Below are 26,860 nucleotides of genomic sequence, written 5' to 3'. Positions count from 1 at the left end.
CGGCGTGAAGGCTGTAATCAGCGGCGCAACAGCCCGTCAGTCCTCTTCCGTGTCGGGATAACTCATCGGCAACGGGTTGCCTTGATCATCCACTGTGGCGGCGTCAACCTGGAAGTCGATGCCTGTGCGTTGGTAATACTCACGCATACGCGCAAGGCTTGGCGCCGATAACGGGTTAGCGCTCAGGTCGCTGTCTTCATTGAACGGTGCCGGGGCGTGCAGCAAGTCCGCCGGTATCTCGCTGATCCCGTTATTGCTTAAATCCAGTGTGTGTAATTGATCCAGACGGAATACCCCTTCCGGCACTTCGCGCAATCCCGCATTGCTCAGGTGCAGAGCGGTCAGTTGGTGCTGGGAACTGACGTCAGGGGCGAGCCCCAACGGGTTGTGACTCAAATCAAGGAACTCAAGTTGGCTCAAGCTCGCCAGCGCCTCGCGGGTGTCGGGTGTCAAGCGGATCGCGCACTCCTCCATTGCAAGTGTGGACAGCTTGGGCATGTACTGGATCGAGTCAGGCAGAACGCCCAAGGAACACTTTTCGAGCGTCAGCGATTGCAGGTTGGTAAAGCTTCGCAGTGTGCCGTCGACGCCGGTCGTGGTGCCGTTGCCGGTCAGATGGAACGAGCTTACGTGGCTGAAGTTGGCGTTCAACTGCGGCAAATCACCCAGTATGGGTGTGAGCAAATTCACTTTATGGGTCAGTTCATCGTCCAGACTTTCTTCGTCTTCGATGCTTTCCCGTCGCCAGGCTTCTTCCAGCAGTGTCTTGAAGTTGCGCCGCGACAGCTGGTCCTGCGCACGGGTTTGCTCGTCAATCGGCACATCCAGGATCGGGTGCCGATCCGGCACATCCTGTACCCACAGTTGCAGGTCGTCTCTGAGTTGTTCGTATTCGGCTTTCAGGCGCGTCAATGTCGGGTCGACTGACGCCATGTCGCCGGGCAGGTGAAAGATAAACCGGTCTGCCTCGGTGTCCAGGAACGTGGGATAAAGCTGCTGCGCTCGGATGCGTTGTTCTGCGGGTGCCTGGGCAGCGAAGCTTTCGCCGGTGCGCTGGCAGTAGCGTTTGATCGACTCCAGGGTCTGGGGTGTCAACGGGTTTGCTGAAAGGTCCAGGCTGCTGGTGGATGAACTCGGCAGGGAAAAGAGTTCGTCGGGAAGTTGCTCAATGCCGTTTGCGCTCAAGTTCACCGTCTGGCGGGGTGGGTTACCCAGCAGCTCAAGGGGCATCTGCGTCAGCCCCGTATTTTTCAGTGAGACATGGCTCAAGCCGGGCAGGCGACTCAAGTCCGGCGGTTGTCCCAGAGGGTTATGGTCCAGGTTCAAGTACCTGAGGTTGTTCATCGCTTGCAGCCCCTCCCTGCTGGTGGGGCTCAGCGCGATTGAGCAACGTGGCAGCCCCAGTATGTCCAGTTCGGGCAGGTTGAGCACTGAGGGTGGGATGTCGCCGAGCATAACGTTATCGATGTCCAGAATCTTGAGGGCCGGGAAGCTGTCGATAAAGGCGGTTGATCCCATCGAGCCGCCGCTGCCTTTGATCATCAGCGAGCCAATATGCTTGAAGCGCGCGCTCAGGGTGGGCAACTCGCCCGCAAGCGCCTGAGGGATTTCCAGGTCATGGACCAATTGAGTGTTTTGAGGTGTTTCCCGGCGCCAGCTGTGCTCAAGTAATGTATTGAGCTCACGGCGCCGGGCGGTTTCCAGTGGCTGCGACTGCGGTTGTTGCTTCCACTGGTTGAGCTCGTGCTGCAAGGTGTCCAATTCACTGGCCAAACGTGCCAGCTCGCGCTTACCCGCTTCCAGCTCGCCCGGCAGGCTGTAGATGAACTGGTTGATCTGCTTGGCGTCGAGCGAGGGATATAACAGTTTTGCGTCGCGTACATCTACTGCGGGGGCATCGGCCTGCCAGTAAGTTCCATGTTGCTGGTAATAGGTTTTGACACGCTCAAGGGTGGCCGATGACAGCGGGTTGCCAGACAGGTCGAAGGCAACGCTGGCATGGGCAGGCATTTCGAACAGGGCCTCAGGTAATTCACTGATTTGGTTGCCGTTCAGAAAGGCCGCCGTCAGTTCGTTGCGGCTGAGCAGGCCAGGGGGGAGGCGATTGATGCCGGTGTTGGACAGGTCCAGGGTGTGTATTTCGTTCATCGCTTCCACACTGGGCACCCGGCTCAAGGGGTTGTTATGCAGGTCCAGTACTTGCAGTTGGGTCATCGAGGCGAGCCGGGTTTGGCTGAACGGCTTTAAGGTGATTGCGCAGTTGCTCAGGCTCAATGTGTTCAACGCGGGCATCTGGAAGACTGCCGGCGGCACGTCACCCAGCGCGATACTGTCAACGGCCAGATGGCGCAGTCGGGGAAAGTAGCCCAGGAACGCGGGCGCCCCCTGCGTGTGGTTGCTGCCTGCCAGGGTCAGCATTGATACGTGATCGAAGTTGGCGGATAACCGGGGCAGTTCACCGCGAATGGGGTAAGGAAGGTTCAGACGGTGGCCGTCACGGGTCGGGTCTTCGAAGAAGTCATCTATGGGCAATTCCCTTCGCCAGCAACGTTTGAGTTCGCGGGCAATGTGCGCGCGATTGTGTTGCTCGTACTGACGCTGCTGCAGGTTTAGTACGGGGCCGTTCCCGGCTTCCTGATGGGGAATATTGCCTTGCCAGGTATTGAGGTCACGTTTGAGTTGTTGGTATTCGATGTGCAGCGCTTCCAGGCCGGCGACCGCGCCACCAGGCTGTGAGTGCAAGTGGTTCAGCAGGTCAGTTAATTGATGTTCGGCGAGTTGGGGGTAGAGGGTACGTGCGCGCTGATGCAGGGTTGGAGCGCCCAGCGGCGTGGGCGCTTGGGCGTGGTAGCCATTGTCGTTGCCCAATAGGCGCAGGGTTTCAGTGACCTGTCGCGGCTCACTTTGAGGGGTGAGCAGTACACGTAGTTCACTGCGTGGCAGCGGCTTTTGGCGCAGACGCTGCTTGAGTTGTGCGCCCTGGTGTATGCCCAGGCCTAGCTGATCACGCTGCTTATCGGGCAGGGCACTTAAAATGGCTGAGTACAGGTCCGTCTCGCTGGAGAGGGCGCCCTGTTGATCATGAGGCTGGTAGCGGCCCGCTTCGGTGCGCACCAATGTGCGATGTATAGGCGCGTCATCCGGGCCTACCCGCAGCCAGGTCTCCCCAGTGGCCGAATGGTGACGGGCCTCAAGTTGTACCTCGCCCGACCAGCCCTGTAGTGTGCGCAACGAACTCAAGGCCAGGTGATCAGTGTCCAGAGGCTGCGGTGCATTCAGGTGCTGACCCTCATAGGCACGGTTGAGCCGCACTTCATTCAAGGCCGTGCGTGCCAATTCGGCCAGGCGCGGGGGCGTGTTTCGCTCGTGCAAGGCTTCAAGTTCTGCGCCGCTCGCCTCGCTCACAAGGGTGTTCGCAACGCTTGCCGGCAACTGCGGCGTGGTGTTGATCAATTGCTGCGTAAGCGGTTCGGTAGAGGCTTGCAGCGTCGCGTACCGCGATTCGAACAACGCGGTGCGCTGGCGATCGGCAATATCCGCCAGGGTGTGGCGCAATAGCTGGGCACGACGCACCAGGCTCAGCTCTGGGTCGCTGGCGCGCTCGCCGAACTGTGTGCGGATCTCTTCACTGGTCAGGCCGCGCAAGACGGTTTTCAGCAAGTCTCCGTTGTCCAGCTGGGTTTCGTATACCTGAACCACCGGCATGTTCTTGTCCCCGAACTCCCAGGCGGTCTGCCCTTTATCATTGACGATGCGCAAGGCTTTGGTGGGCGGCCACGAGCCGTGGGTGGTCAATAGTTGCAAGGTGTCTTGAGGATCAATCCGTTGGTACGCCGCTGGGTCGTCGCTGCGTAGCTGCTCGATAAGCCGTTGGATGTCGCGGTCGATGCGCAGACGGCTCAAGGTATCGTCCAGCAGCGCCGCCGGGCGCTCACCGTTGACGTGCATTTTGCGCAACGCGTGTTCAGTGGTGCCACTGATGTGCAGGGCCAGTTCGCGGTCGGCTTCGCTCAAGTCCTGGGCGCTGTGCCCCAGCCGACGCAACAGTGTGTGTTTGTCCCACTGCAAGGGCTGTTCGAGTTCCGTATGCCACGCGCCGGCTTGGTTGTGCTGCACGCTTGGGCGGTAGGCTTCAGGGCGGGTCGGGTGTTTGATCTGGTAAACCTCGCTGCTCGAGGTTTTCTCCACGGTGTAGAGCTTGTTTTCCAGTGGCAGGATTGTCTCCCCGCGCACCTCGTGCAGGCCCAACTCGTTGATGCCAAGGCGCGCAGGTAACGAGGATGGGCACTGGTAGGGCGTCAGGTCCGGTTTCCAGTAACGCTTGGCCTCATTGGCCAGGCTGACGGGTTTGAACGTGTCGATATAGGCGAGTACGTCCTTGGGCAGCACTTTACGCAACTCGGCCGGGCCAATATGGCTGCCCGCAGCGAATGCGCCCAATTGCACCAGAGACTCCAGCACGCCCATGAGATGACCGAAGGCTTCCTTGCCCTGGCCCTCAGCCCAATCGACAATGCCTTCGAACACCTCATCGAGCAACTGATAGGCCATGTAGCCAAGCATCAACTCGCCCAGCCCGGGGACGAAGGGCGCCACCACCATCAAAGCCGCGTTGAAGATCGAGGCAGCCACCTCGACGAACGAGTCCCAAAGCCGCCACCGCGCCTCACGATCCACATTGGCAGTGGAGACCGCAAGGGTGCGGGCATCGTTGAGCATTTTGTCGAGTTTGCGCTGGAACAGATGCGACCAGACATCGCCCCGGATCGGCACTGCATCAAACTGCAACTTGGGGTCGTCGGTAGGTGTGCTGCGCCAGGGCGCCTCGCTGCTGCCCTTGACGGGGGGATGCCAGGTAATGCGCGACAGGCGCCGGCCCAGGCCGGAAAAAAACTCCCCGCGATGGGAGTGGGGCACAAAGCGGCTGAAAAAGGTTTGGTAGTCAGGGTTACGCAGTTGTCGGATCAGTTCCTGTTTGAAGGCCAGCGACGAGGCATACTCCTTGAGTGGATGTTGTGGGTCATCCGGAACATAGGCCACCAGGCGTTGGGACGAGCGGGGATTTTCCAGGTTGGGAGCGAACAATTGGATACCCGTGAGCGGGATCCCCATCAGTTGCAAGTCTTGACAGAGCAAAGGCTGCCCCTGGAGCTTGAGGTGCGGCTTACCGTCGATCAGCCCTTCGATCAAGGTGGCGAAGTCATCGCTGATATCTGCGTGGATACGAGCCAGTTGCAGCGCTGCGCGCAGTGCGGTTTTGTGGCTGCGGTCGACCTCATGGCGCAGTACGGCGGCGGCAACGGGGTTGTCCATCGCTAATGCATCGTCAAGGTAACGAGCGTAGCGGGCACCAATGTCCACGTCGCGACACAAGTTGGTGAACGCCGAGATCGACAACACATGCTTTATGTGCGGCAAAGTGTCGAATTGCCCACTCTCCGAGGGGCGCGTGATGAAGGTTGAGGCCGGTTCATAGGCATCGGCCAGTGTTTCTTTGTGTTCGAAGTTGTGCAGGGCGGCGTCGAGCAGCGAGACCGTCCAGGTCCGCGTGGCGCCGGAGCGTATCGAGGTCCACGGAATGTGGTCGGGGATATACAGGCGCACGAAGGTGGTTTCGACGTCCAGTTCCAGGCCAAAACGGGCTTTCAGTGCCTGTTCGAGGAGGGGGGTTGCAAACGCCTTGACGTCCTGCAAGTGCTGCAATGTCTGGTCCACACTGTTTTGTGCAGCCCAGTGGGCGCCGGTCAGCCGCTTGAGTGCGGCGCGCTGCTCGGCGCTGCCCTGCAGCAGCCGTTGCGGTGTGGCCTTGGCAAGCGCCTGGCGTTTGTCGGCAGAGGCATTGCCCAGCCAGGTGGGCAGGGCGCGGGTCAGCAGTTGATAGTGGCTATCGGGCAGGCGGGTGTCGGTAAGATCGATATTTGTCATGGGGCGGGTCCGTGCAAGTCATGAAGGCTCGCAGTAAACCAGCCGCCTGCGGGCAAGCGACTTTAGATAGTTAGGGTGTTGCAGTCCTTTCACCTGATGACCTGACGCAAAGCGCCGCAGCGTTTAAACTGCGCCATTGCGACGCTATTTGTCGCATTGGCGTAAACCCGCCAAAAACGCGGGTTGGCGCTATAAGAAGTTGTCGCTTGGCGGCAAGGCCGCACTGAAAACTGTCCTTACAATCCCTGCATCGCCCGCCAGTTCCAGGCAGGCGTTCCTCTTCAGGAGACTCCGATGTCCGTTGAGCAAGCCCCGGTGCAACGTGCCGATTTCGACCAGGTGATGGTGCCTAACTACGCACCTGCCGCCTTTATCCCCGTGCGTGGCGCAGGTTCGCGCGTGTGGGACCAGGCCGGTCGCGAGCTGATCGACTTTGCCGGCGGCATCGCGGTCAACGTATTGGGCCACGCCCACCCGGCGCTGGTGGGTGCACTGACCGAACAGGCCAACAAGCTGTGGCACGTCTCCAACGTGTTCACCAATGAGCCGGCCCTGCGCCTGGCGCACAAGCTGATCGACGCCACCTTTGCCGAGCGCGTGTTCTTCTGCAACTCCGGCGCCGAAGCCAACGAGGCCGCGTTCAAGCTGGCCCGTCGTGTCGCGTTCGACCGTTTCGGCACCGAAAAGTACGAGATCATCGCCGCGCTGAACAGCTTCCACGGCCGTACCCTGTTCACCGTCAACGTCGGTGGCCAGTCCAAGTACTCCGATGGTTTCGGGCCTAAAATCACCGGCATCACCCACGTGCCTTATAACGACCTGGCCGCGCTCAAAGCCGCCGTGTCGGACAAGACCTGCGCCGTGGTGCTGGAGCCGATCCAGGGCGAAGGCGGCGTATTGCCGGCCGAGCTGGCTTACCTGCAAGGCGCCCGCGAACTGTGCGACGCCAATAACGCGCTGCTGGTGTTCGACGAAGTGCAAACCGGCATGGGCCGCAGCGGCCACCTGTTCGCTTACCAGCATTACGGCGTGACGCCGGACATCCTCACCAGCGCCAAGAGCCTGGGCGGCGGTTTCCCGATCGCGGCCATGCTGACCCGTGAAGACCTGGCCAAGCACCTGGTGGTCGGCACCCACGGCACCACTTACGGCGGCAACCCGCTGGCGTGTGCGGTGGCCGAGGCGGTGATCGACGTGATCAACACCCCAGAGGTACTGGCTGGCGTGAATGCCAAGCACGACCTGTTCAAGGCGCGCCTTACGCAGATCGGCAAGCAATATGGCATTTTCACCGAAGTGCGCGGCCTGGGCCTGCTGATCGGTTGCGTGCTGAGCGATGCGTTCAAAGGCCGTGCCAAGGACGTGTTCAACGCGGCCGAAAAAGAAAACCTGATGATCCTGCAAGCCGGCCCCGACGTGGTGCGTTTCGCCCCAAGCCTGGTGGTGGAAGAGGCGGACATCAACGAAGGCCTGGACCGCTTCGAACGTGCTGTGAAGACGCTGACGCAAGCCTGATGGACCGTTCGGCGCCTGGCGATCCGGGTGCCGAACAAAAATTCTAAAGGCCGGACCGGGTCAAATGTGCGAGCTGGCTTGCCTGCGAAGGCGGTGGTACAGGCAACCTCTGTGCTGACTGACACACCGCCATCGCGGGCAAGCCCGGCTCCCACATGGATTTGCTTACACCATCAGAATGGGGTGAGCAGGCCTCCTGTCCGGCATTTTTCCCTCTGTGAGTTTTTCGAGTTAAGGAGTGACACCATGCTGGTGATGCGCCCCGCGCAAATGGCTGATCTGGGCGAGGTACAGCGTCTGGCTGCGGACAGCCCGATTGGTGTCACCTCCTTGCCGGACGATGTGGAACGCCTGAGCGATAAAATCGCCGCCAGCGAAGCGTCCTTCGCGGCCGAGGTGAGTTTCAACGGTGAAGAAAGCTATTTCTTCGTGCTCGAAGACACCGAGACCGGCAAGCTTGCCGGTTGCTCGGCCATCGTCGCCTCGGCCGGTTACTCGGAGCCGTTCTACAGCTTCCGTAACGAAACCTTCGTGCACGCTTCCCGCGAGCTGAAGATCCACAACAAGATCCACGTGCTTTCCCAGTGCCACGACCTCACCGGCAACAGCCTGCTCACCAGTTTCTACGTGCAGCCTGCGCTGGTCGGTTCGCCGTGGTCGGAACTCAATTCCCGTGGCCGCCTGCTGTTCGTCGCCAGCCACCCCGAGCGCTTTGCCGACTCGGTGGTGACCGAAATCGTCGGCTACAGCGACGAGAACGGTGACTCGCCGTTCTGGGACGCCATCGGTCGCAACTTCTTCGACCTCAACTACGCTGCCGCCGAGCGCCTGTGCGGGCTCAAAAGCCGCACCTTCCTCGCCGAGCTGATGCCGCATTACCCGATCTACGTACCGCTGTTGCCGGACGAAGCCCAGGAAGCCATGGGCCAGGTGCACCCGCGTGCGCAGATCACTTTCGACATCCTTATGCGCGAAGGCTTCGAGACCGACCACTACATCGACATCTTCGACGGTGGCCCGACGTTGCACGCAAGGGTCTCGGGCATTCGCTCGATCGCCCAGAGCCGCGTGGTGCCGGTAAAAATCGGCGAGATGGTCAAGGGTGTCGGTCGCCAGTACCTGGTGAGCAACGCGCAATTGCAGGATTACCGTGCGGTGATGCTGGAGCTGGACTACGCGCCGGGCAAGCCAGTGACCCTGGACCTGGAAGCAGCCGAAGCGTTGGGCGTTGGCGAAGGCGCGAGTGTGCGTCTGGTAGCGGTTTAAATAGAGTTTCGCGGGTGGCTGACAACAGCGGCCCGTTCGAGGAGATAGCATGATCGTTCGTCCCGTACGCAGCAGCGATTTACCGGCCCTGATTGATCTGGCGCGCAGCACCGGCACCGGCCTCACCACCTTGCCGGCCAACGAAGAGCGCCTGACCCACCGGGTTGGCTGGGCGGAAAAAACCTTCCGTGGCGAAGCCGGGCGCGGCGATGCCGACTACCTGTTCGTGCTGGAAAACGACGAAGGTCGCGTGGTGGGCATTTCCGCCATCGCCGGTGCCGTCGGCCTGCGTGAGCCTTGGTACAACTTCCGGGTCGGCCTGACCGTCAGCGCCTCCCAGGAACTGAACATTTACCGCGAGATTCCGACGCTGTTTCTGGCCAACGACCTCACCGGCAATTCCGAATTGTGCTCGTTGTTCCTGCACGCCGATTACCGCAACGGCCTTAACGGTCGCATGCTGGCCAAGGCGCGCATGCTGTTTATCGCCGAGTTCCCTCAGCTGTTCGGCAACAAGATCATTGCCGAGATGCGTGGCGTGTCCAACGATGCCGGGCGCTCGCCGTTCTGGGAAAGCCTGGGCCGGCACTTCTTCAAGATGGAGTTCAGCCAGGCGGATTACCTCACCGGTGTGGGCAACAAGGCGTTTATCGCTGAGCTGATGCCCAAGTTTCCGCTGTACAGCTGCTTCCTGTCGGAAGACGCGCGCAATGTGATCGGCAAGGTCCACCCGGACACCGAGCCGGCGCTGAGCATGCTCAAGAGTGAAGGCTTCAGCTACCAGGGCTATGTGGATATTTTCGACGCCGGCCCGGCGGTGGAGTGTGAAACCAGCAAAATCCGTGCGGTGCGCGACAGCCAGTCGCTGGTGTTGGCCATCGGCACGCCGGGGGACGACGCCACGCCGTTCCTGATCCATAACCGCAAGCGCGAGGAGTGCCGCATTACGGCTGCTCCGGCCCGGCTGGCGGCAGGCACATTGGTGGTCGATCCGCACACCGCCAAACGCCTGCAACTGGTGGTGGGTGATCAAGTGCGCGCTGTTGCGTTGTCTGCTGCTCGGGAGTCGAAATAATGAATTCGTTGTATATCGCAGGAAGCTGGCTGGCTGGCCAGGGTGAACTGTTTGAATCACGCAACCCGGTGACCCAACAGGTGTTGTGGGCCGGCAATGGCGCCACCGCCGAGCAGGTTGAGTCGGCCGTGCAAGCCGCGCGCCAGGCGTTTCCAGCGTGGGCCAGGCGCCCGCTGGAAGAACGCATCAGCGTGCTGGAAACCTTCGCCGCCACCTTGAAAAGCCGCGCCGATGAAATCGCCCGTTGCATCGGTGAAGAAACCGGCAAGCCCCTGTGGGAATCGGCCACCGAAGTCACCAGCATGGCCAACAAGATTGCCATCTCGGTGCAAAGCTACCGCGAACGTACCGGCGAGAAGAGCGGCCCGCTGGGCGACGCCACGGCCGTATTGCGTCACAAGCCCCACGGTGTGGTGGCGGTGTTCGGCCCCTACAATTTCCCTGGTCATTTGCCGAACGGGCATATCGTCCCGGCCTTGTTGGCGGGTAACACGGTATTGTTCAAGCCGAGCGAGTTGACCCCCAAAGTCGCCGAGCTGACCGTGCAATGCTGGGTCGAGGCCGGTTTGCCGGCGGGCGTGTTGAACCTGCTGCAAGGTGCGCGGGAAACCGGTATGGCCCTGGCGGCCAACCCAGGCATTGACGGGTTGTTCTTCACCGGCTCCAGCCGTACCGGCAATCATCTGCACCAGCAGTTCTCCGGGCGCCCGGACAAGATCCTGGCCCTGGAAATGGGTGGCAACAACCCACTGGTGGTCGACGAAGTGGCCGACGTGGACGCGGCGGTCTACACCATTATTCAGTCGGCGTTTATTTCGGCTGGCCAGCGTTGCACCTGTGCCCGTCGTTTGCTGGTGCCGCAAGGCGCCTGGGGCGATGCGTTGCTGGCGCGTCTGGTGGCGGTGAGCGCGACGATTGCAGTCGGTGCATTCGATCAACAGCCGGCGCCGTTCATGGGCTCGGTGATTTCCCTCGGCGCGGCCAAAGCCTTGATGGACGCCCAGGAACGGATGCTGGCCAATGGCGCCGTAGCGCTGCTGGAAATGACTCAGCCGCAGGCGCAGGCCGCCTTGCTGACACCCGGCATCATCGACGTGACCGGCGTGAGCGAGCGCGAGGATGAAGAACTGTTCGGCCCCTTGCTGCAAGTGATCCGCTACGCTGATTTTGCCGGTGCGATTGCCGAGGCCAACAACACTCAATATGGCCTGGCGGCGGGGCTGTTGTCGGATTCCGAAGCGCGCTACCAGCAGTTCTGGCTGGAAAGCCGCGCCGGTATCGTCAACTGGAACAAACAGCTGACCGGCGCTGCCAGCACTGCGCCGTTCGGCGGTGTGGGCGCCTCGGGCAACCACCGCGCCAGTGCCTATTACGCGGCGGACTATTGCGCGTACCCGGTGGCTTCGCTGGAGACCCCGAGTTTGGTGGTCCCGGCAACACTGACGCCAGGGGTAACGCTAATCTAAATGTGGGTGCGGCCCATGTGGGAGCGGGCTTGCTCGCGAATACGGTGTGTCAGTCAATACATCTGGCGACTGAACCACCGCTTTCGCGAGCAAGCCCGCTCCCACACAAGCCCGCTCCCACAGTTGATTTGTGGTGTGTTCAAGTAATTTGATGCCTATAAAAACAGATGTTCGTGGAGCCTCGCCGATGAAATCCTGTGAAGTCAATTTTGACGGTCTAGTGGGGCCGACCCATAACTACGGCGGTTTGTCCTACGGCAACGTCGCGTCCCAGAGCAACAGCCAGCAGTCTTCGAACCCCAGGGAAGCGGCGTTGCAGGGCCTGCAAAAAATGAAGGCCCTGATGGACATGGGCTTTGTGCAAGGCGTGCTGGCGCCGCAAGAGCGCCCGGATGTGGTTGCGTTGCGCAGCCTCGGTTTCAGCGGCACTGACGCCCAGGTGATCGAGCAAGCCGCCAGGCACGCCATGCCGTTGCTGGTGGCCAGTTGCTCGGCGTCGAGCATGTGGGTGGCCAACGCCGCCACGGTCAGCCCGAGCGCCGACACCGCGGATGGCCGCGTGCATTTCACCGCCGCCAACCTCAACTGCAAATACCACCGCAGCATCGAGCACCCGACCACCAGCCGTGTGCTGGGGGCGATGTTTGCCGATGGCAAGCACTTCGCCCATCACGCCGCGTTGCCGGCGGTGGCGCAGTTCGGCGATGAGGGCGCCGCCAACCACACGCGGTTTTGCCGTGAATACGGTGAGGCCGGGGTTGAGTTTTTCGTGTTCGGCCGCAGTGCGTTCGACACCCGTTACCCGGCCCCGCAGAAATACCCGGCGCGCCAGACCCTCGAAGCCTCCCAGGCGGTTGCACGCCTGCACGGCTTGAAGGATGACGGCGTGGTGTACGGCCAGCAGAACCCGGCGGTGATCGATGCCGGTGTGTTCCACAATGATGTGATCGCGGTGGGCAACGGCGAAGTGCTGTTCTATCACGAGGACGCGTTCCTCAATACCGAGCAGATGCTTGCCGAATTGCAAGGCAAGTTGGGCAAACTGGGGGGCAACTTCCAGTCGGTGTGTGTGCCGCGTGCCCAGGTCAGCGTCGAGGACGCGGTGCGTTCCTACCTGTTCAACAGCCAGTTGCTGACCCGCGCCGACGGCTCGATGCTGCTGATCGTGCCGGAAGAATGCCGCGCCAACGAGCGTGTCTGGCAGTACCTGCAAGGCCTGACCGCCTCCGGCGGGCTGATCCGCGAAGTGAAAGTGTTCGACCTCAAGCAAAGCATGCAGAACGGCGGTGGCCCGGCATGCCTGCGCTTGCGCGTGGCCTTGAATGAAACGGAACTGGCGGCGGTGAACCCAGGCGTTATCATGACCGCGCCGTTGTACGAAACCCTGACCCAATGGGTCGACAAGCACTACCGCGACAGCCTGCGTGAAAGCGACCTGGCTGACCCGCAATTGCTGCTTGAGTGCCGGACGGCACTGGATGAACTGACGCAAATCCTTAAACTGGGCTCGGTTTATCCTTTCCAGATCAATTAAATCTGCCTCTTTTTACACCCTATGCTGAGAACAATTTATGACCACCGACACCCTGAAACTGATCCTTGAAGACACCGACGGCACCCAGCTGGAAACCTCCTGCACCCGCGTCGCCGTGGTGTGGCAGGGCAAGGAAATCTGGATCCAGCACGACGGCCGTGGCCAACTGCTGATCGGCGTAGACGTGGAAGAAGGTGACGCCGAATACGCCAACCTGCTGATGCGCCCGCTGGCCACCAACCTGATGAGCCTGCAATTGGAAATGGAACCGGCCGACGTTGAAGGCGATGACGACGATCACGTTCACGGCCCTGGCTGCAACCACTAAGGAAGCTGCTTATGCTCGCCCTCGGCAAACTGCTTGAACTGACCCTCGCCGGTCGTGAACCGGCGCAAAAAATTCAACTGACTGTCGACGGCGTGCAGATGCGCTGGCTCAGCGAAGGCGCGCTTGAAGTGCGCCCACCGCTGGCATTGGACAACGGCGGCGACCTGCTGCTGTCGTCCGGCATCCATGGCAACGAAACCGCGCCGATCGAATTGCTCGACCGCCTGTTGCATGGCATCGCCCGTGGGGAGATCAAACCCCGCCATCGTATTCTGTTCCTGTTCGGTAACCCTGAGGCCATGCGCCGCGGCGAGCGTTACCTGGAGCTGGACGTCAACCGGCTGTTCAATGGCCGCCACGAACAAAACATCGGCCCGGAGGCCATGCGCGCCGCCGAGCTTGAGCAGTTGGCTCGCAGCTTCTTCAGCCTGCCGGGCCGTTCGCGCCTGCATTACGACCTGCACACGGCCATCCGCGGTTCGAAGATCGAGCAGTTCGCGCTGTACCCGTGGAAAGAAGGGCGCCAGCATTCGCGTCATGAGCTGGCGCGCCTGAACGCTGCCGGTATGCAGGCGGTTTTGTTGCAAAACAAAACTTCGATCACCTTCACCGCGTTTACCTACGAGCAACTGGACGCTGAGGCCTTTACCCTGGAATTGGGCAAGGCCCGGCCGTTCGGGCAGAACCAGGGCGTGGATGTGTCACGCCTGGAAACGCGCCTCAAGCAGATCATCGAGGGCAATGAGCCCGAAACCGGGAGCCTCGATGGCTTGCAACTGTTTGCCGTCTCCCGCGAAGTGATCAAACACAGTGATGCGTTCCTGCTGCACCTGCCGGCGGATGTGGAAAACTTCTCGCCGTTGGCCAAGGGTTACCTGTTGGCCGAGGACGTGGCCAAGACCCGCTGGGTGATCGAGGAGGAGGGCGCGCGCATCATTTTCCCGAACCCGAAGGTCAAGAATGGTTTGCGGGCGGGGATATTGATCGTGCCGACCACGGATGCTGGCCTGGCCTAAATCTTAAGGCTTGCAGGGATCCAAATGTGGGAGCGGGCTTGCTCGCGAAGGCGGTCTGTCAGTCATTTATGTATTGACTGACACTGCGCTTTCGCGAGCAAGCCCGCTCCCACATTGGTTTTGTATTGTTGCTTAGACCGCTACAGCACGCGGCTCGCTGCGACGGATCGCACGCACCTTGTGCAGCGTGTCGGCGCAGGTGCGCGCAGCTTCCTGGCCTTTGTGCACGAAGTGCTCATAGAAGAAAGTGTGGTGCTCGCTGCCCGCGTGGAAGTGGTGCGGGGTCAGGGACACGGAGAATACCGGCACTTCGGTTTCCAGCTGAACCTGCATCAGGCCGCTGACCACCGATTGGGCGACGAATTCATGGCGGTAGATGCCACCGTCCACCACCAGCGCGGCGGCGACGATGCCGGCGTAACGGCCGGTCTTGGCCAGCAGCTTGGCGTGCAGGGGCAGTTCAAAGGCGCCGCCGACTTCGAAGAAATCGATGTCCGATTCCTGGTAGCCCTGGGCGATCATTTCGGCGAGGAAGCCTTTGCGCGATTGGTCGACAATATCCTTGTGCCAGCAGGCCTGGATAAACGCGACGCGCTCGCCGTGGTGGTTTTTGCTTTTGCTGTCGATTGCGGTGGGTTGCATGTTCTGACTCCTGTTTAAGAAAAAAACAGGGCGTTATGAATCGAATGGGATTTCGAGGGTACGAACAGCGGCGTCATGCAGGCATGAGTTCAGCGCGCGGCCCTCGGGTGCCAATCCCGTTCTCTCTTCATCCGGACTATGACCGTCGGCCCCGGGATCACACCGGGTCTGCTGACCTTGTCGCCGTCCTGCGTGAGCAGTTCGAGGCGCCAAGCGCTCGCGGGCTATGCACATTGCGTGCAATTACCGCCGGTGGGGAATTGCACCCCGCCCTGAGAACGTTGCCGCCAGAACCCTGGCGGCGGAGAGTTTTTAACATGGTTTTTCAGAAACTGCACGATCGCCGTATCGATAACCTATATCGGTTTGTTTGGTTGGTATTCGATTGAATGCACGTGGGGCTTGATATTGCGTGGCTTTGCCCGCAGTAATCATCAATACGACAACCCTGTTCAGAGGCCCCCGGATGACCGTCATAGACCTGCGCAGCGACACCGTGACCCAACCCACCGCCGGCATGCTCGATGCGATGGCCACTGCCGTCAGCGGTGATGACGTCTACGGTGAAGACCCGAGCGTCAACCTCCTGGAGGCCGAACTGGCCAAGCGCCTGGGCTTCGCTGCGGCGTTGTTTGTGCCAACGGGCACCATGAGCAATCTGCTCGCCTTAATGGCTCACTGTGAGCGCGGCGAGGAATACATCGTCGGCCAGCAGGCCCACACCTACAAATACGAAGGCGGTGGCGCGGCGGTACTCGGCTCGATCCAGCCGCAGCCGCTGGAGGTGCAAGCCGACGGTTCCCTGGACCTGGAGCACGTACTGGCGGCGATCAAGCCGGATGACTTCCACTTCGCCCGTACCCGCCTGTTGGCGTTGGAGAACACCATGCAGGGCAAGGTGCTGCCGCTGGCGTACCTGGCCAAAGCGCGGGCGTTTACCCGTGAACATGGCCTGGCGTTGCACTTGGACGGCGCGCGGCTCTACAACGCGGCGGTCAAGCTCGGCGTGGATGCACGGGAGATTGCCCAGCATTTCGACTCGGTGTCGGTGTGCCTGTCCAAAGGCCTCGGCGCGCCGATCGGCTCGGTGCTGTGCGGCTCCACGGCGTTGATCGCCAAGGCGCGGCGCCTGCGCAAGATGGTTGGCGGCGGCATGCGCCAGGCCGGCTCGCTGGCGGCGGCGGGCTTGTATGCCCTGGATCATCAGGTGCAGCGCCTGGCGGATGACCATGCCAACGCCCAATGGCTGGGGGAAGCACTGCGCGACGCCGGCTTTGAGGTGGAGCCGGTACAAACCAATATGGTGTACGTGCAGATTGGCGATCAGGCCCAGGCGCTGAAGGCCTTCGCCGCCGAGCGCGGGATCAAGTTGAGCGCCGCGCCGCGTCTGCGCATGGTCGCTCATCTGGATGTCAGCCGGGCGCAGATGGAGCACGTGGTGCAGACATTTGTCGAGTTTTCCCGAAAATGATCGTGCAGACCGTCTAATTGACTGTTTCTATCACATAAACACGCTGTACCACCGGCAAAGGGCCGATATAATGCGGCCCTTTGCCGTCGCTCCGTCTGATGATGTTGCGCACTGGCCTTTGGCCGCAGACTCCGTGGAAGAACCTAATGAAAAGCGCAGAAATCCGTGAAGCCTTCCTTCGCTTCTTCGAAGAGCAAGGCCACACCCGTGTAGCCTCCAGCTCCTTGATCCCAGGCAATGACCCAACCCTGCTGTTCACCAACGCGGGGATGAACCAGTTCAAGGACTGCTTCCTGGGCCAGGAAAAGCGCGCCTACACCCGCGCCACCAGCAGCCAGAAGTGCGTACGCGCCGGCGGCAAGAACAGCGATCTGGAAAACGTCGGTTATACCGCCCGTCACCACACCTTCTTCGAGATGCTGGGTAACTTCAGCTTCGGCGACTATTTCAAGAAAGATGCGATTACCTTCGCCTGGACCTTCCTGACCGGCGTGTTGAAGCTGCCCAAGGAAAAGCTCTGGGTTACGGTCTACGCGACCGACGACGAAGCCTATGACATCTGGACCCAGCAAATTGGTGTGCCAGCCGAGCGCATGATTCGCATCGGCGACAACAAGGGCGCGCCTTACGCGTCCGACAACTTCTGGACCATGGGCGATACCGGCCCGTGCGGCCCGTGCACCGAGATTTTCTATGATCACGGCGCCGACATCTGGGGCGGCCCACCGGGCTCGCCGGAAGAAGACGGCGACCGTTACATCGAGATCTGGAACAACGTCTTCATGCAGTTCAACCGCACCGCCGATGGCGTGTTGCATCCGCTGCCGGCGCCGTCGGTGGACACCGGCATGGGCCTGGAGCGGATCAGTGCGGTGATGCAGCACGTGCATTCCAACTACGAAATCGACCTGTTCACCCACCTGCTGAGCGCCTCGGCGGCTGCCATTGGCTGCGCCAATGACAACCAGTCTTCGCTCAAGGTGGTGTCGGACCACATCCGTTCGTGCGGTTTCCTGATCGCCGACGGTGTGCTGCCGTCCAACGAAGGCCGTGGCTATGTGCTGCGCCGTATTATCCGTCGCGCCTGCCGTCACGGTAACAAGCTGGGCGCCACCGGCAGCTTCTTCTACAAGATCGTGGCCGCGCTGGTCGCCGAGATGGGCGATGCCTTCCCGGAACTCAAGCAGCAGCAAGCCAACATCGAGCGCGTGCTCAAGGCTGAAGAAGAGCAGTTCTCCAAGACCCTGGAGCACGGCCTGAAGATCCTCGAGCAGGACCTGGCTGAGCTTAAAGGCACCGTGGTGCCGGGCGATGTGGTGTTCAAGCTGTATGACACCTACGGTTTCCCGATGGACCTGACTGCCGACATCGCCCGCGAGCGCGAGCTGACCGTCGATGAGGCCGGTTTTGAGCGTGAGATGGAGGCCCAGCGCGTGCGTGCCCGTTCCGCCAGCTCCTTTGGCCTGGACTACAACACCCTGGTCAAGGTTGACGTGCCCACCGAGTTCACCGGCTACGCGGCGACCGTGGGCGCGGCCAAGATCGTGGCCATCTACAAAGACGGCAAGTCGGTCGACGTATTGAGCGAAGGCGAAGAAGCGGTAGTCGTGCTGGACCAGACGCCGTTCTACGCCGAATCCGGTGGCCAGGTGGGTGACTGCGGTTTCCTCAGTTCGACCTCCGGGCGTTTTGAAGTGCGTGACACCACCAAGACCGGCGGCGCGTTCCTGCACCACGGTGTACTGGTGTTGGGCAACCTGACGGTCGGTGCGCCGGTTGACACTCAAGTCGACGCCGACGTGCGGCATGCAACTGCTTTGAACCATTCCGCCACTCACTTGCTGCACGCTGCGTTGCGCCAGGTGTTGGGTGAGCATGTGCAGCAGAAGGGTTCGTTGGTGGACAGCCAGCGCCTGCGTTTCGACTTCAGCCACTTTGAAGCGATCAAGCCTGAGCAGATCAAGGCGCTGGAAGACATCGTCAACGCCGAGATTCGCAAGAACACCCCGGTTGAAACCGAAGAAACCGATATCGAGACCGCCAGGAAGAAAGGCGCCATGGCGCTGTTTGGCGAGAAGTACGGCGACGAAGTGCGCGTACTGAGCATGGGCGGCAGCTTCTCGGTGGAACTGTGTGGCGGTATACACGCCAACCGTACCGGCGATATCGGCCTGCTGAAAATCATCAGCGAAGGCGGCGTGGCCTCCGGTGTACGGCGTATTGAAGCGGTCACCGGTGCTGCGGCCCTGGCCTACCTCAATGCGGCGGAAGAACAACTCAAGGAAGCGGCCGGCCTGGTCAAGGGCAGCCGCGACAACCTGATCGACAAGCTGTCGGCCGTGCTGGAGCGCAACCGCGCACTGGAAAAACAGCTGGAGCAGTTGCAGGCCAAGGCGGCGAGCGCAGCGGGCGACGATCTGTCGGCCTCCGCGTTGGACGTCAAGGGCGTGAAAGTGCTGGCTGTGCGCCTGGATGGCCAGGACGGCAAGGCGCTGTTGGCCTTGGTCGATCAGTTGAAGAACAAGCTCGGCCGCGCAGTGATCCTGCTCGGCGGTGTCCATGAGGAAAAGGTCGTTCTGGTTGCCGGTGTAACCAAAGACCTGACTGGCCAACTCAAGGCCGGTGATTTGATGAAGCAAGCCGCTGCGGCAGTGGGCGGGAAGGGCGGTGGTCGTCCGGACATGGCGCAAGGCGGTGGTGTAGACGCAGGCTCCCTGGACGCGGCCCTGGCCCTGACCGTGCCGTTTGTCGAGGCTGGCATTTAAGGCACTGTTAGCGAGCCCATGGTTTAGTCATGGGCTCGTTTGGGTGCTGGAAGATTTGTTTATTGGGCGCCCCTTTACGGGCTGAGGCGGCTTAGAAATGGCTTTGATCGTACAGAAATTCGGAGGCACCTCGGTCGGTTCTGTCGAAAGAATCGAGCAGGTCGCCGACAAGGTTAAGAAATTCCGCGACGCCGGCGATGACCTGGTGGTGGTGCTGTCGGCCATGAGCGGCGAGACCAATCGCCTGATCGATCTGGCCAAGGCAATCAGTGGTGATCAACAGCCGCTGCCGCGTGAGCTGGATGTGATCGTGTCCACCGGCGAGCAGGTGACCATCGCCTTGCTGGCCATGGCGCTGAACAAGCGTGGCGTGCCGGCGGTGTCCTACACGGGCAGCCAGGTGCGCATCCTCACCGACAGCGCGCATACCAAGGCCCGCATCCTGCAGATCGATGATCAGAAAATCCGCACAGATCTGAAAGCCGGCCGCGTGGTAGTTGTAGCAGGCTTCCAGGGTGTGGACGAGCAGGGCAACATCACGACCCTCGGGCGTGGCGGTTCGGATACCACCGGTGTGGCACTGGCAGCGGCCCTCAAGGCCGATGAATGCCAGATCTATACTGATGTGGACGGCGTGTACACCACCGACCCGCGTGTGGTGTCCGTGGCCCAGCGCCTGGACAAGATCACCTTTGAAGAGATGCTGGAAATGGCCAGCCTCGGTTCCAAGGTGTTGCAGATCCGCGCGGTGGAGTTCGCCGGCAAGTACAACGTTCCGCTGCGCGTATTGCACAGCTTCAAAGAGGGTCCGGGCACCCTCATTACTATTGATGAAGAGGAATCCATGGAACAGCCGATCATTTCCGGCATCGCTTTCAACCGCGATGAAGCCAAGCTGACGATCCGTGGCGTGCCAGACACCCCGGGCGTGGCCTTCAAGATCCTCGGCCCTATCAGCGGCGCGAACATTGAAGTCGACATGATCGTGCAGAACGTTTCGCACGATAACACCACCGATTTCACCTTCACCGTGCACCGCAACGAGTACGATGCAGCCGAGCGTATCCTGCAGAACACTGCGAGCGAGATTGGCGCCCGTGAAGTGGTCGGCGATACCAAGATTGCCAAGGTGTCGATCGTGGGTGTGGGCATGCGTTCCCATGCCGGCGTTGCCAGCCGCATGTTCGAGGCGCTGGCCAAGGAAAGCATCAACATCCAGATGATCTCCACCTCGGAAATCAAAGTCTCGGTGGTGATTGAGGAGAAGTACCTGGAGCTGGCTGTACGCGCACTGCACACTGCTTTTGAACTGGACGCTCCGGCGCGACAGGGCGAGTAAGGCAATGCCCGGAAGGCGCGGTTTACCGCGCCTTTCATTTTTTTGTGGAGCGCATGGTCTTTTGCGTGCGCTCGACAATACTTAGGCCGTTAGGGCTATGGCCGTCAGGTCATGGGTCGAACGCCTTTTTTTTGCAGACTGTTGTTCCTGAACTGAAATGCGTGAGGTGAAAGGTATGCTGATTCTGACTCGTCGTTGCGCAGAAAGCCTGATTATCGGTGATGGCGAAATCACCGTGACTGTGCTCGGCGTCAAAGGCAATCAAGTGCGTATCGGGGTTAACGCTCCGAAAGAGGTAGCGGTCCACCGCGAGGAAATCTACCTGCGGATCAAGAAAGAGAAGGACGAAGAACCAAGCCTTTAATTTTTATCGTTTTTTATGTTTGCAAACGGGGATGAACGTGGTTAATATACGCCCCGTGTTGCGGAGAGCTGGCCGAGTGGCCGAAGGCGCTCCCCTGCTAAGGGAGTACACCTCAAAAGGGTGTCGGGGGTTCGAATCCCCCGTTCTCCGCCATTATTTGCTTAGTACGTTGCAATCTGGTTTTTTCGCTAAGTTGTTGAAATTAAACGAAAAAATAGCTTTACATAGAGATTGAACGGCCTATAATGCGCGGCAACAAATGCACTCGTAGCTCAGCTGGATAGAGTACTCGGCTACGAACCGAGCGGTCACAGGTTCGAATCCTGTCGAGTGCACCATTTAAGAGTCAGTTGCAGCAATGCAGGTGACTTGGCTTCAACCAGTTGTGATCTGGTCTAAAAACACAATCTGCACTCGTAGCTCAGCTGGATAGAGTACTCGGCTACGAACCGAGCGGTCACAGGTTCGAATCCTGTCGAGTGCACCATACAAACAAAAAGCCCGCCTAGTGCGGGCTTTTTGCCGTCTGGGGTTTGTGTAGGATTTCAGCTCTTTCTTCCGGCCTCATGTGTTTTCCTTCCGGGCTGTGTCGTCGCAGTTCATAGATGCAGCCGATGCTCAGCTTTGGCTCGCAAGCGCTTGTTCTTTCCAGTTTTTTAACGTTAAAAGCGTGCGCAGCGTGTATCATTGCGCCCGTCAGCCCCGCCGGGGCTTGTGGAATACCTCCATGGACTTACCCAGTAGTTGCTCAGTACCCCGCTTTACCAATCATGAATTGACTGATTGATCCTTCCGGCGTGCCCCGCTGCTGGGAGTGGAGTTCGCCTATGACCGAAGTAGAAGTAAAGAAAACACAAGACAGCCTGCAGGATCGCCTGGCTCAAGTCATCGAGCTGCTGCAGCGTCAGCGCGTGGTCGAAGACCTCACGCACCGCCAGGAAGGTCCGCACCACGACCGCGTCGAAAACCTGGTTCACCGGCAAAACCTCGTTGAGCTGCAACGCAAGCTCGATGACCTGCACTCTGCCGACGTCGCTTATATTCTTGAAGCCTTGCCGCTGGATGATCGACTGACCCTGTGGCAGTTGGTCAAGGCTGACCGCGACGGCGACATCCTCCTCGAAGTATCCGACTCGGTCCGTGAAACCCTGATCGCCGACATGGACGATCATGAGCTCCTGGCTGCCGCCAAGGAGATGGACGCCGACGAGCTGGCTGACCTGGCGCCTGAGCTGCCGCGTGATGTTGTCCATGAATTGATGGAGGCCCTCGACAGCCAACAGCGCGAGCGTGTGCGCTCCGCGTTGTCTTATGACGAGGATCAGGTTGGCGCACTGATGGACTTCGAGATGGTCACCATCCGCGAAGACGTCAGCCTGGAAGTGGTTTTGCGTTACCTGCGTCGCCTCAAAGAGCTGCCGGGTCATACCGACAAATTGTTCGTAGTCGACTACGAAGGCATTCTCAAGGGCGTGTTGCCGATCAAACGTTTGCTGGTCAATGATCCGGACAAGAAAGTAGCGGATCTGATGGCCAGCGATACGGTGAGTTTCCACCCGGATGAAGACGCCTACGAGGCCGCCCAGGCATTTGAGCGTTATGACTTGATCTCGGCGCCGGTGGTCGACAAGAACGGCAAGCTGATTGGCCGTTTGACCATCGATGAAATGGTCGACCTGATTCGTGAAGAGAGTGAAACCGAAGTCCTCAACATGGCGGGTCTGCGTGAAGAGGAAGATATTTTTGCGTCAGTCTGGCGCTCCCTGCATAACCGCTGGGCGTGGTTGGCTGTCAACCTGATCACGGCGTTCATTGCCTCGCGCGTGATCGGTCTGTTTGAGGGGTCGATCGAGAAGCTGGTAGCGCTTGCGGCCCTGATGCCGATTGTGGCCGGTATCGGCGGCAACTCCGGTAACCAGACCATCACCATGATTGTGCGTGCCATGGCACTGGACCAGGTCAGTACGGCCAATTCCTCGCGCCTATTGCGCAAAGAGTTGGCCGTGGGCCTGATCAACGGTTTGGTGTGGGGCGGCGTGATCGGTGTGGTGGCTTACTTGCTATATGGCAGTTGGTCACTGGGCGTGGTAATGACGGCAGCCATGACCCTCAACCTGCTGTTGGCGGCGCTGATGGGCGTGTTGATCCCCATGACGCTGGCACGTCTGGGGCGTGACCCGGCCATGGGTGCCAGTGTGATGATCACGGCCATGACCGACAGCGGTGGCTTTTTCATCTTCCTGGGCCTGGCGACGATCTTTCTGCTCTGATCCCTGTGGGGGCCCGGCTCCCGCACCGCCCTCTGCCGTGCCCCTCAAATTTCACACAAAAAAAGCCAGCATAGCGCTGGCTTCGGCTTTCAGTTGCAGATCAATTGGCTTCTGCGGCCGCCTCAACGTCGTGCGCGATAAGCGAGACGAGAGCATTTTGCTGGCGGTGGGAGAGCTGACGAAAACGCTGCAGCAGTTCGCGTTCGTGCAGTGACAGCTCGGGGCTGTCCAGGCGCATGCTCAACTCTTCGCCCAGCGCACCTTCCTGAATAAGGCTCTGCTCCAGGCGCGCGATGATTTCGGAGTTCATGCTGCGGTGATGATTGCGAGCCACCTCGGCAATGCGTTCCCGCATTCCGTCTGGCAGACGTACGACGAACTTGTCAGCCGTACGGCTGGAATAAATTGCCTGTTTCAATGGGCGCATATATTTAACCGGTTAGTTCAGGGGAGCGGTTTCTGGAATTGGCCGCAAGATGAGTGTTAAGACAAGGCTCACGACCAAAGTTCAACCCGAATTGCAAAGAGGCCGCATCATGCCTCAGATTTGACAGTTCCTTGGCGTCAATTCTGTGACAAATATTGAACTGCCTAAAGGCTTAATGCCAGCACTCATTTGTATTTTTGCGGACTGGTTGGAAAACTTTCAAACGGGTCATTCCGCAACGGAACTTCCCGTCAGTCCAGGCCGGCACAGGGGTTGAGGCCGCACATCCTAAAGCAAAGTGGCCTTTTGCCCTTATTTTTAAGACTAGTGGCAATTTGCCGATTTGCTAGCGCGGGGCGACATAAGGTCGAAGGGGGAAGGTGCGGTGCAGGGGGCAGCGCAAAACTGGATCGAACTTTATTTTGCGGCCCATGAAAAGCGTCAACAGGAGGAAGCTTGTGAACACAGCCGCAGCAACAGTTGCAGCGGTTTGCCCTTCTTCAGAGGTGGCGCCCAGACCCAGAACGCCAGTGGCGATAGTCAGGCACAAAAACAGCCAGGCGGATTTGCTCATCAATGGCTTCCTCAGAAAACCCAATGTTCGGATGCCGGTGCAGTCTGGGTGCCTTGGGTCAGACGTATCGGCGATTGCGCGTTGGGCGTCATCACCGCCAATTGCGGGCGTTGTTGCAGGTGGTGCGGCACGGCCTGGCTGATCTGTGCAGGATCATTACTGCCGGTCGATTGGAAATGAAACATCACCAGTGCAGCCAGGGCTATGGTGTTGAGGGCTAACAGAAGGGCACTGTTCATGGTCATGTTCTCCGCTAAACGCCGTGGCTGAATGGGTTTGTAGGAGAAGTATTGCAGGTCCCGTGCCAATCTATTATTTCAATAAAATCAACGCCTTAAGTCTAATCTAAAGCATCGCCAGGTTGCAATTTGCAATGATGGCATTTTGGGGTAGTGCATTTTGCACGACAGGGTCCGGGCCCCGTGGTTGCGGGGCAAGGCGCGCATCGGCGGAACAAAAATCGGCCTACACTTAAAAAGCCCACGGACGACATGACAAAACCCACCTCGGCCGTTAACATGCACGCCGTCCGTCGCAGTGCCCCGTGCCCGATGGCTGTCATTTGTCCCAGTAGCTCAATTGGATAGAGCATCCCCCTCCTAAGGGGAAGGTTGGCCGTTCGAACCGGCCCTGGGACACCATCTAATTCAGTGCTTCCAGCCATTTTCCTCTTGTCGCTCCAGTTGCCGTGACAGCAGGGTGACAGCAGCGGCTAGAATTTGGCTAATCAAAAGTCTTTAGCCAGCGTCCTCATCCTCCGTTATTTCTCCAGCCCAAATATTGAATTCCGGCCGATATTTTTCGCAGCTCCCGCTATCTGCTGCGACTCTGTGCGTTCAGCTACGTCTAGAATGTCACGCTTACCCGTGTATCAATGGATAGGTATCGGATGGACAACGTGCGGGATATCGAGGAACGGATGATCAGCTTCCTCCTAAGCCAAAGCCATGTGACGCCTCTTGATGGTCATGTTCCCCAGCCTAGCGGCGTCAAGATCGCGGATTATCTTTTCTTCAACAGGCAAGCGGTTGTTGAGCTCAAAACGCTAAAGGTCGACCCGAAAGACAAGATTATGGATGGTGCCAAATCGCTAATGGAGTCTGATGAGTTTCCGCTGATCTTTGGCGACTATGACCTCGAAACCGCGATCAAGAACACACCGGGCGGGAAAGAGCATCTCGACAGAATGTTCTCTAACGCAACCAGGATGGTTGAGGGAGTGCTTAGGAATGCCAAAAAACAGATCGCCTCATCCAAAAGGCTATTGAGCCTTGACCCCGATACTCCCGGAATAGCGCTTATACTGAATGACACCGTCGAAAGCATTCCCGCCTCTCAGCTCGCCGACAGGTTCAGTTTCCGGCTCATCGGTGACGGCAAAGATCCAGGCCGGTTCTCGGAAATTGATTTTATTATTTTGATCCAGACTACGTACCGGTTGCAGCGAGGCGGAGGTGGTTCAACCCTCTTGCCGGCCTTCGTTATCAGCAATGACTTCAATGCGCATCGCCATCATAAAATTGAGCAAGAAATTCAGCTTTTTCTGCAAGCTTGGGCGCGCTCGCAAGGTCACAACTATGAAAGTACGAGCGAAACATCCTATCTCCAATTTGAGCGCAACCAAGGTCCCCGGCCGGCCCCCAAGTCTTTACAGGACCTGGTAGAGGCACAATACCGGGCGGATAGGTATATGAAGGAATGGAGCGAAGAAAGGCTGATTGCTCATGGAAAGGAGGTGATTCAGAGGATGCTTCCAATATTCATCAAAGGAGCAGAAAAACCTACAGAAACCGATTCGCATCTTTACATAAAGCAATTTACGGAGTTGCTTGAAGAAGGCCGCATACGGGGTTTTGACTTGAGAAAAATCCTAAATGAGATCCCTCGGGCCAGATAGTCATTATCCTTCTCTCTCTTTGATTCTGAGGGCTATCGTAGTGATGAATTTGGCGTGTTTAGCAGCCAGTGTCTACCTGGAGAACGCCAGCGGCGCCACGGTAGACCGGCCTGGGCTGCTGCGCTTGCCCAACGATGCGCGCAAGAGCGACGTGCTCCCGGTCGAGTCAAAGGTCGCCTCTCACGGCTTCCTGTAGAGGACTGGCAGAAGCTCAAGGCCGCAATCGTGTAACAGCTGTCAATGATGTAACGCTATATTTCGACAACTCCATTCCAACGTGTAACGCGAGAAAATTCCTTTAAATCAGTGGCTTAAGATCTTTTGTAACATGTGTAACGCCCGTAACAAGGTTTGAAGCTGCGTCCCCTTGCCCCTTGTAGCAACGTTTCCTGCAGCGACAGAACGTCACTAATGGTTGGCAGCATCAGATGTCTCAATTGTCGCTACCCGCTTTGCTCAGGTGTAACACCTACCACTCATGTAACACTATCTTGCCGCACCACGTTGTTGAGTGTGACGCATGGAAAATCCTTTAAATACAGATTGTTAGAGTTTTCGTAACGTGTGTAACACCTGTAACACGGTTATGAAGGTGTGTCCCCTGTCCCCTGTAGCAACGTTTCCTCCAGCGAGAGGGCGTTCCGATTCGTTGACAGCATCGGAAATCTCACTGTGGTCGCCGGCTCTGATATCGCTACTCGGTTATGCGGACGTTGAACCACCAGCGGATTGACCTAAGCGAATCAACATCGAGCCATGCTCAGACATGGGTTGTTGTAGGCAATTCAATACGTGGTCTGAAGCGATGCTTCATCAAATGGCACATCGAAACTCGCTGGGGACCCTGGCGCTATTCGAGGGATACGGGGTCGGAAACCCGCGGGATCGTGGTAGCGGCAATCACACCAGCTTACTGAAATTTCAATGTTGAAATTGAAAGGATCTTGAAGAAAAAGGGGCATCGTTACCGTATTGGTAATGGTACT

Annotated in this window: 17 protein-coding genes, 4 tRNA genes, 2 pseudogenes and 1 riboswitch; of the genes and pseudogenes, 18 read left to right on the top strand and 5 right to left on the bottom strand. The window is 59.1% G+C overall.

The window, feature by feature from the left end; genetic code table 11:
* Positions 1–36 precede the first annotated feature (36 nt).
* A complete protein-coding gene (locus tag BFP92_RS09955; RefSeq protein WP_065929362.1) occupies positions 37–5,925 on the bottom strand; it encodes a dermonecrotic toxin domain-containing protein in 5,889 nt (1,962 codons plus the stop codon).
* 294 nt (positions 5,926–6,219) lie between these two features.
* Between BFP92_RS09955 and BFP92_RS09950 the strand changes: the two genes are divergently transcribed.
* From BFP92_RS09950 to astE, 7 genes are all read left to right on the top strand, one after another.
* On the top strand, positions 6,220–7,440 hold the full coding sequence (locus tag BFP92_RS09950; RefSeq protein WP_065929361.1) for an aspartate aminotransferase family protein: 1,221 nt from the start codon (positions 6,220–6,222) through the stop codon (positions 7,438–7,440).
* A gap of 246 nt (positions 7,441–7,686) precedes the next feature.
* A complete protein-coding gene (aruF, locus tag BFP92_RS09945; protein WP_017138424.1) occupies positions 7,687–8,706 on the top strand; it encodes an arginine/ornithine succinyltransferase subunit alpha in 1,020 nt (339 codons plus the stop codon).
* Between the two features lie 49 nt (positions 8,707–8,755).
* Positions 8,756–9,781 (top strand): arginine N-succinyltransferase, encoded by a 1,026-nt coding sequence (gene astA / locus BFP92_RS09940; RefSeq protein WP_065929360.1) that lies wholly within the window; start codon positions 8,756–8,758, stop codon positions 9,779–9,781.
* On the top strand, positions 9,778–11,247 hold the full coding sequence (gene astD / locus BFP92_RS09935; RefSeq protein WP_163005471.1) for a succinylglutamate-semialdehyde dehydrogenase: 1,470 nt from the start codon (positions 9,778–9,780) through the stop codon (positions 11,245–11,247). The genes astA and astD overlap by 4 nt, the downstream gene beginning before the upstream one ends.
* 187 nt (positions 11,248–11,434) lie before the next feature.
* Positions 11,435–12,781 (top strand): N-succinylarginine dihydrolase, encoded by a 1,347-nt coding sequence (gene astB, locus BFP92_RS09930; RefSeq protein ID WP_065929358.1) that lies wholly within the window; start codon positions 11,435–11,437, stop codon positions 12,779–12,781.
* Between the two features lie 37 nt (positions 12,782–12,818).
* Positions 12,819–13,109 carry a hypothetical protein gene (locus BFP92_RS09925; protein ID WP_003214319.1) on the top strand — a complete coding sequence of 97 codons (291 nt, stop codon included), beginning with the start codon at positions 12,819–12,821 and terminating at the stop codon, positions 13,107–13,109.
* An 11-nt stretch (positions 13,110–13,120) separates the two neighbouring features.
* A complete protein-coding gene (gene astE, locus BFP92_RS09920; protein WP_065929357.1) occupies positions 13,121–14,125 on the top strand; it encodes a succinylglutamate desuccinylase in 1,005 nt (334 codons plus the stop codon).
* 132 nt (positions 14,126–14,257) lie between these two features.
* Here the strand turns inward: astE and BFP92_RS09915 are convergent, their stop codons facing one another.
* Positions 14,258–14,767 (bottom strand): 6,7-dimethyl-8-ribityllumazine synthase, encoded by a 510-nt coding sequence (locus BFP92_RS09915; protein WP_065929356.1) that lies wholly within the window; start codon positions 14,765–14,767, stop codon positions 14,258–14,260.
* A gap of 114 nt (positions 14,768–14,881) precedes the next feature.
* Positions 14,882–15,051: riboswitch (FMN riboswitch) on the bottom strand.
* Positions 15,052–15,233: 182 nt separating this feature from the next.
* On the opposite strand from BFP92_RS09915, the gene ltaE reads away from it, so the two are divergent.
* The 8 genes from ltaE (at position 15,234) to mgtE (ending at position 22,976) form a co-directional block, all read left to right on the top strand.
* Positions 15,234–16,238 (top strand): low-specificity L-threonine aldolase, encoded by a 1,005-nt coding sequence (gene ltaE / locus BFP92_RS09910; protein WP_065929355.1) that lies wholly within the window; start codon positions 15,234–15,236, stop codon positions 16,236–16,238.
* Between the two features lie 146 nt (positions 16,239–16,384).
* Entirely contained in the window at positions 16,385–19,003 is a 2,619-nt protein-coding gene (gene alaS / locus BFP92_RS09905; protein WP_065929354.1) for an alanine--tRNA ligase, read from the top strand.
* 97 nt (positions 19,004–19,100) lie between these two features.
* Positions 19,101–20,342, top strand: coding sequence for an aspartate kinase (locus tag BFP92_RS09900; RefSeq protein WP_056861669.1), 1,242 nt, complete (start codon positions 19,101–19,103; stop codon positions 20,340–20,342).
* Between the two features lie 175 nt (positions 20,343–20,517).
* Positions 20,518–20,706 carry a carbon storage regulator CsrA gene (gene csrA, locus BFP92_RS09895; RefSeq protein WP_003175645.1) on the top strand — a complete coding sequence of 63 codons (189 nt, stop codon included), beginning with the start codon at positions 20,518–20,520 and terminating at the stop codon, positions 20,704–20,706.
* 62 nt (positions 20,707–20,768) lie between these two features.
* Positions 20,769–20,859, top strand: a tRNA-Ser gene (locus BFP92_RS09890).
* A gap of 108 nt (positions 20,860–20,967) precedes the next feature.
* Positions 20,968–21,044 (top strand) — tRNA-Arg (locus BFP92_RS09885).
* Positions 21,045–21,116: 72 nt separating this feature from the next.
* Positions 21,117–21,193 (top strand) — tRNA-Arg (locus BFP92_RS09880).
* A gap of 340 nt (positions 21,194–21,533) precedes the next feature.
* A complete protein-coding gene (mgtE, locus tag BFP92_RS09875) occupies positions 21,534–22,976 on the top strand; it encodes a magnesium transporter (protein ID WP_065929353.1) in 1,443 nt (480 codons plus the stop codon).
* Between the two features lie 100 nt (positions 22,977–23,076).
* Here mgtE and BFP92_RS09870 read toward each other — a convergent pair whose 3' ends face one another.
* The 3 genes and pseudogenes from BFP92_RS09870 to BFP92_RS09860 all read right to left on the bottom strand — a co-directional run bounded on the left by BFP92_RS09870 (position 23,077) and on the right by BFP92_RS09860 (position 24,216).
* A complete protein-coding gene (locus BFP92_RS09870; RefSeq protein WP_003193592.1) occupies positions 23,077–23,403 on the bottom strand; it encodes an Arc family DNA-binding protein in 327 nt (108 codons plus the stop codon).
* A 397-nt stretch (positions 23,404–23,800) separates the two neighbouring features.
* Positions 23,801–23,977, bottom strand: a pseudogene (locus BFP92_RS09865) (PA3371 family protein); the annotation flags it as partial.
* An 11-nt stretch (positions 23,978–23,988) separates the two neighbouring features.
* Complete coding sequence (locus BFP92_RS09860; RefSeq protein WP_065929351.1) at positions 23,989–24,216, bottom strand: hypothetical protein; 228 nt, start codon at positions 24,214–24,216, stop codon at positions 23,989–23,991.
* Between the two features lie 325 nt (positions 24,217–24,541).
* Between BFP92_RS09860 and BFP92_RS09855 the strand changes: the two genes are divergently transcribed.
* The 3 genes and pseudogenes from BFP92_RS09855 to BFP92_RS09845 form a co-directional block, all read left to right on the top strand.
* Positions 24,542–24,618 (top strand) — tRNA-Arg (locus tag BFP92_RS09855).
* A gap of 248 nt (positions 24,619–24,866) precedes the next feature.
* On the top strand, positions 24,867–25,874 hold the full coding sequence (locus BFP92_RS09850) for a hypothetical protein (RefSeq protein ID WP_065929350.1): 1,008 nt from the start codon (positions 24,867–24,869) through the stop codon (positions 25,872–25,874).
* A gap of 58 nt (positions 25,875–25,932) precedes the next feature.
* Positions 25,933–26,099 (top strand): annotated as a pseudogene (locus BFP92_RS09845) (recombinase family protein); the annotation flags it as partial.
* Positions 26,100–26,860: the final 761 nt, after the last annotated feature.

This window comes from Pseudomonas sp. 58 R 3, from assembly GCF_900006605.1.
GTDB lineage: Bacteria > Pseudomonadota > Gammaproteobacteria > Pseudomonadales > Pseudomonadaceae > Aquipseudomonas > Aquipseudomonas salomonii.
The sequence above is the reverse complement of the archived record's forward strand: the minus strand, read 5'-3'. Positions and strand labels throughout refer to the sequence as shown.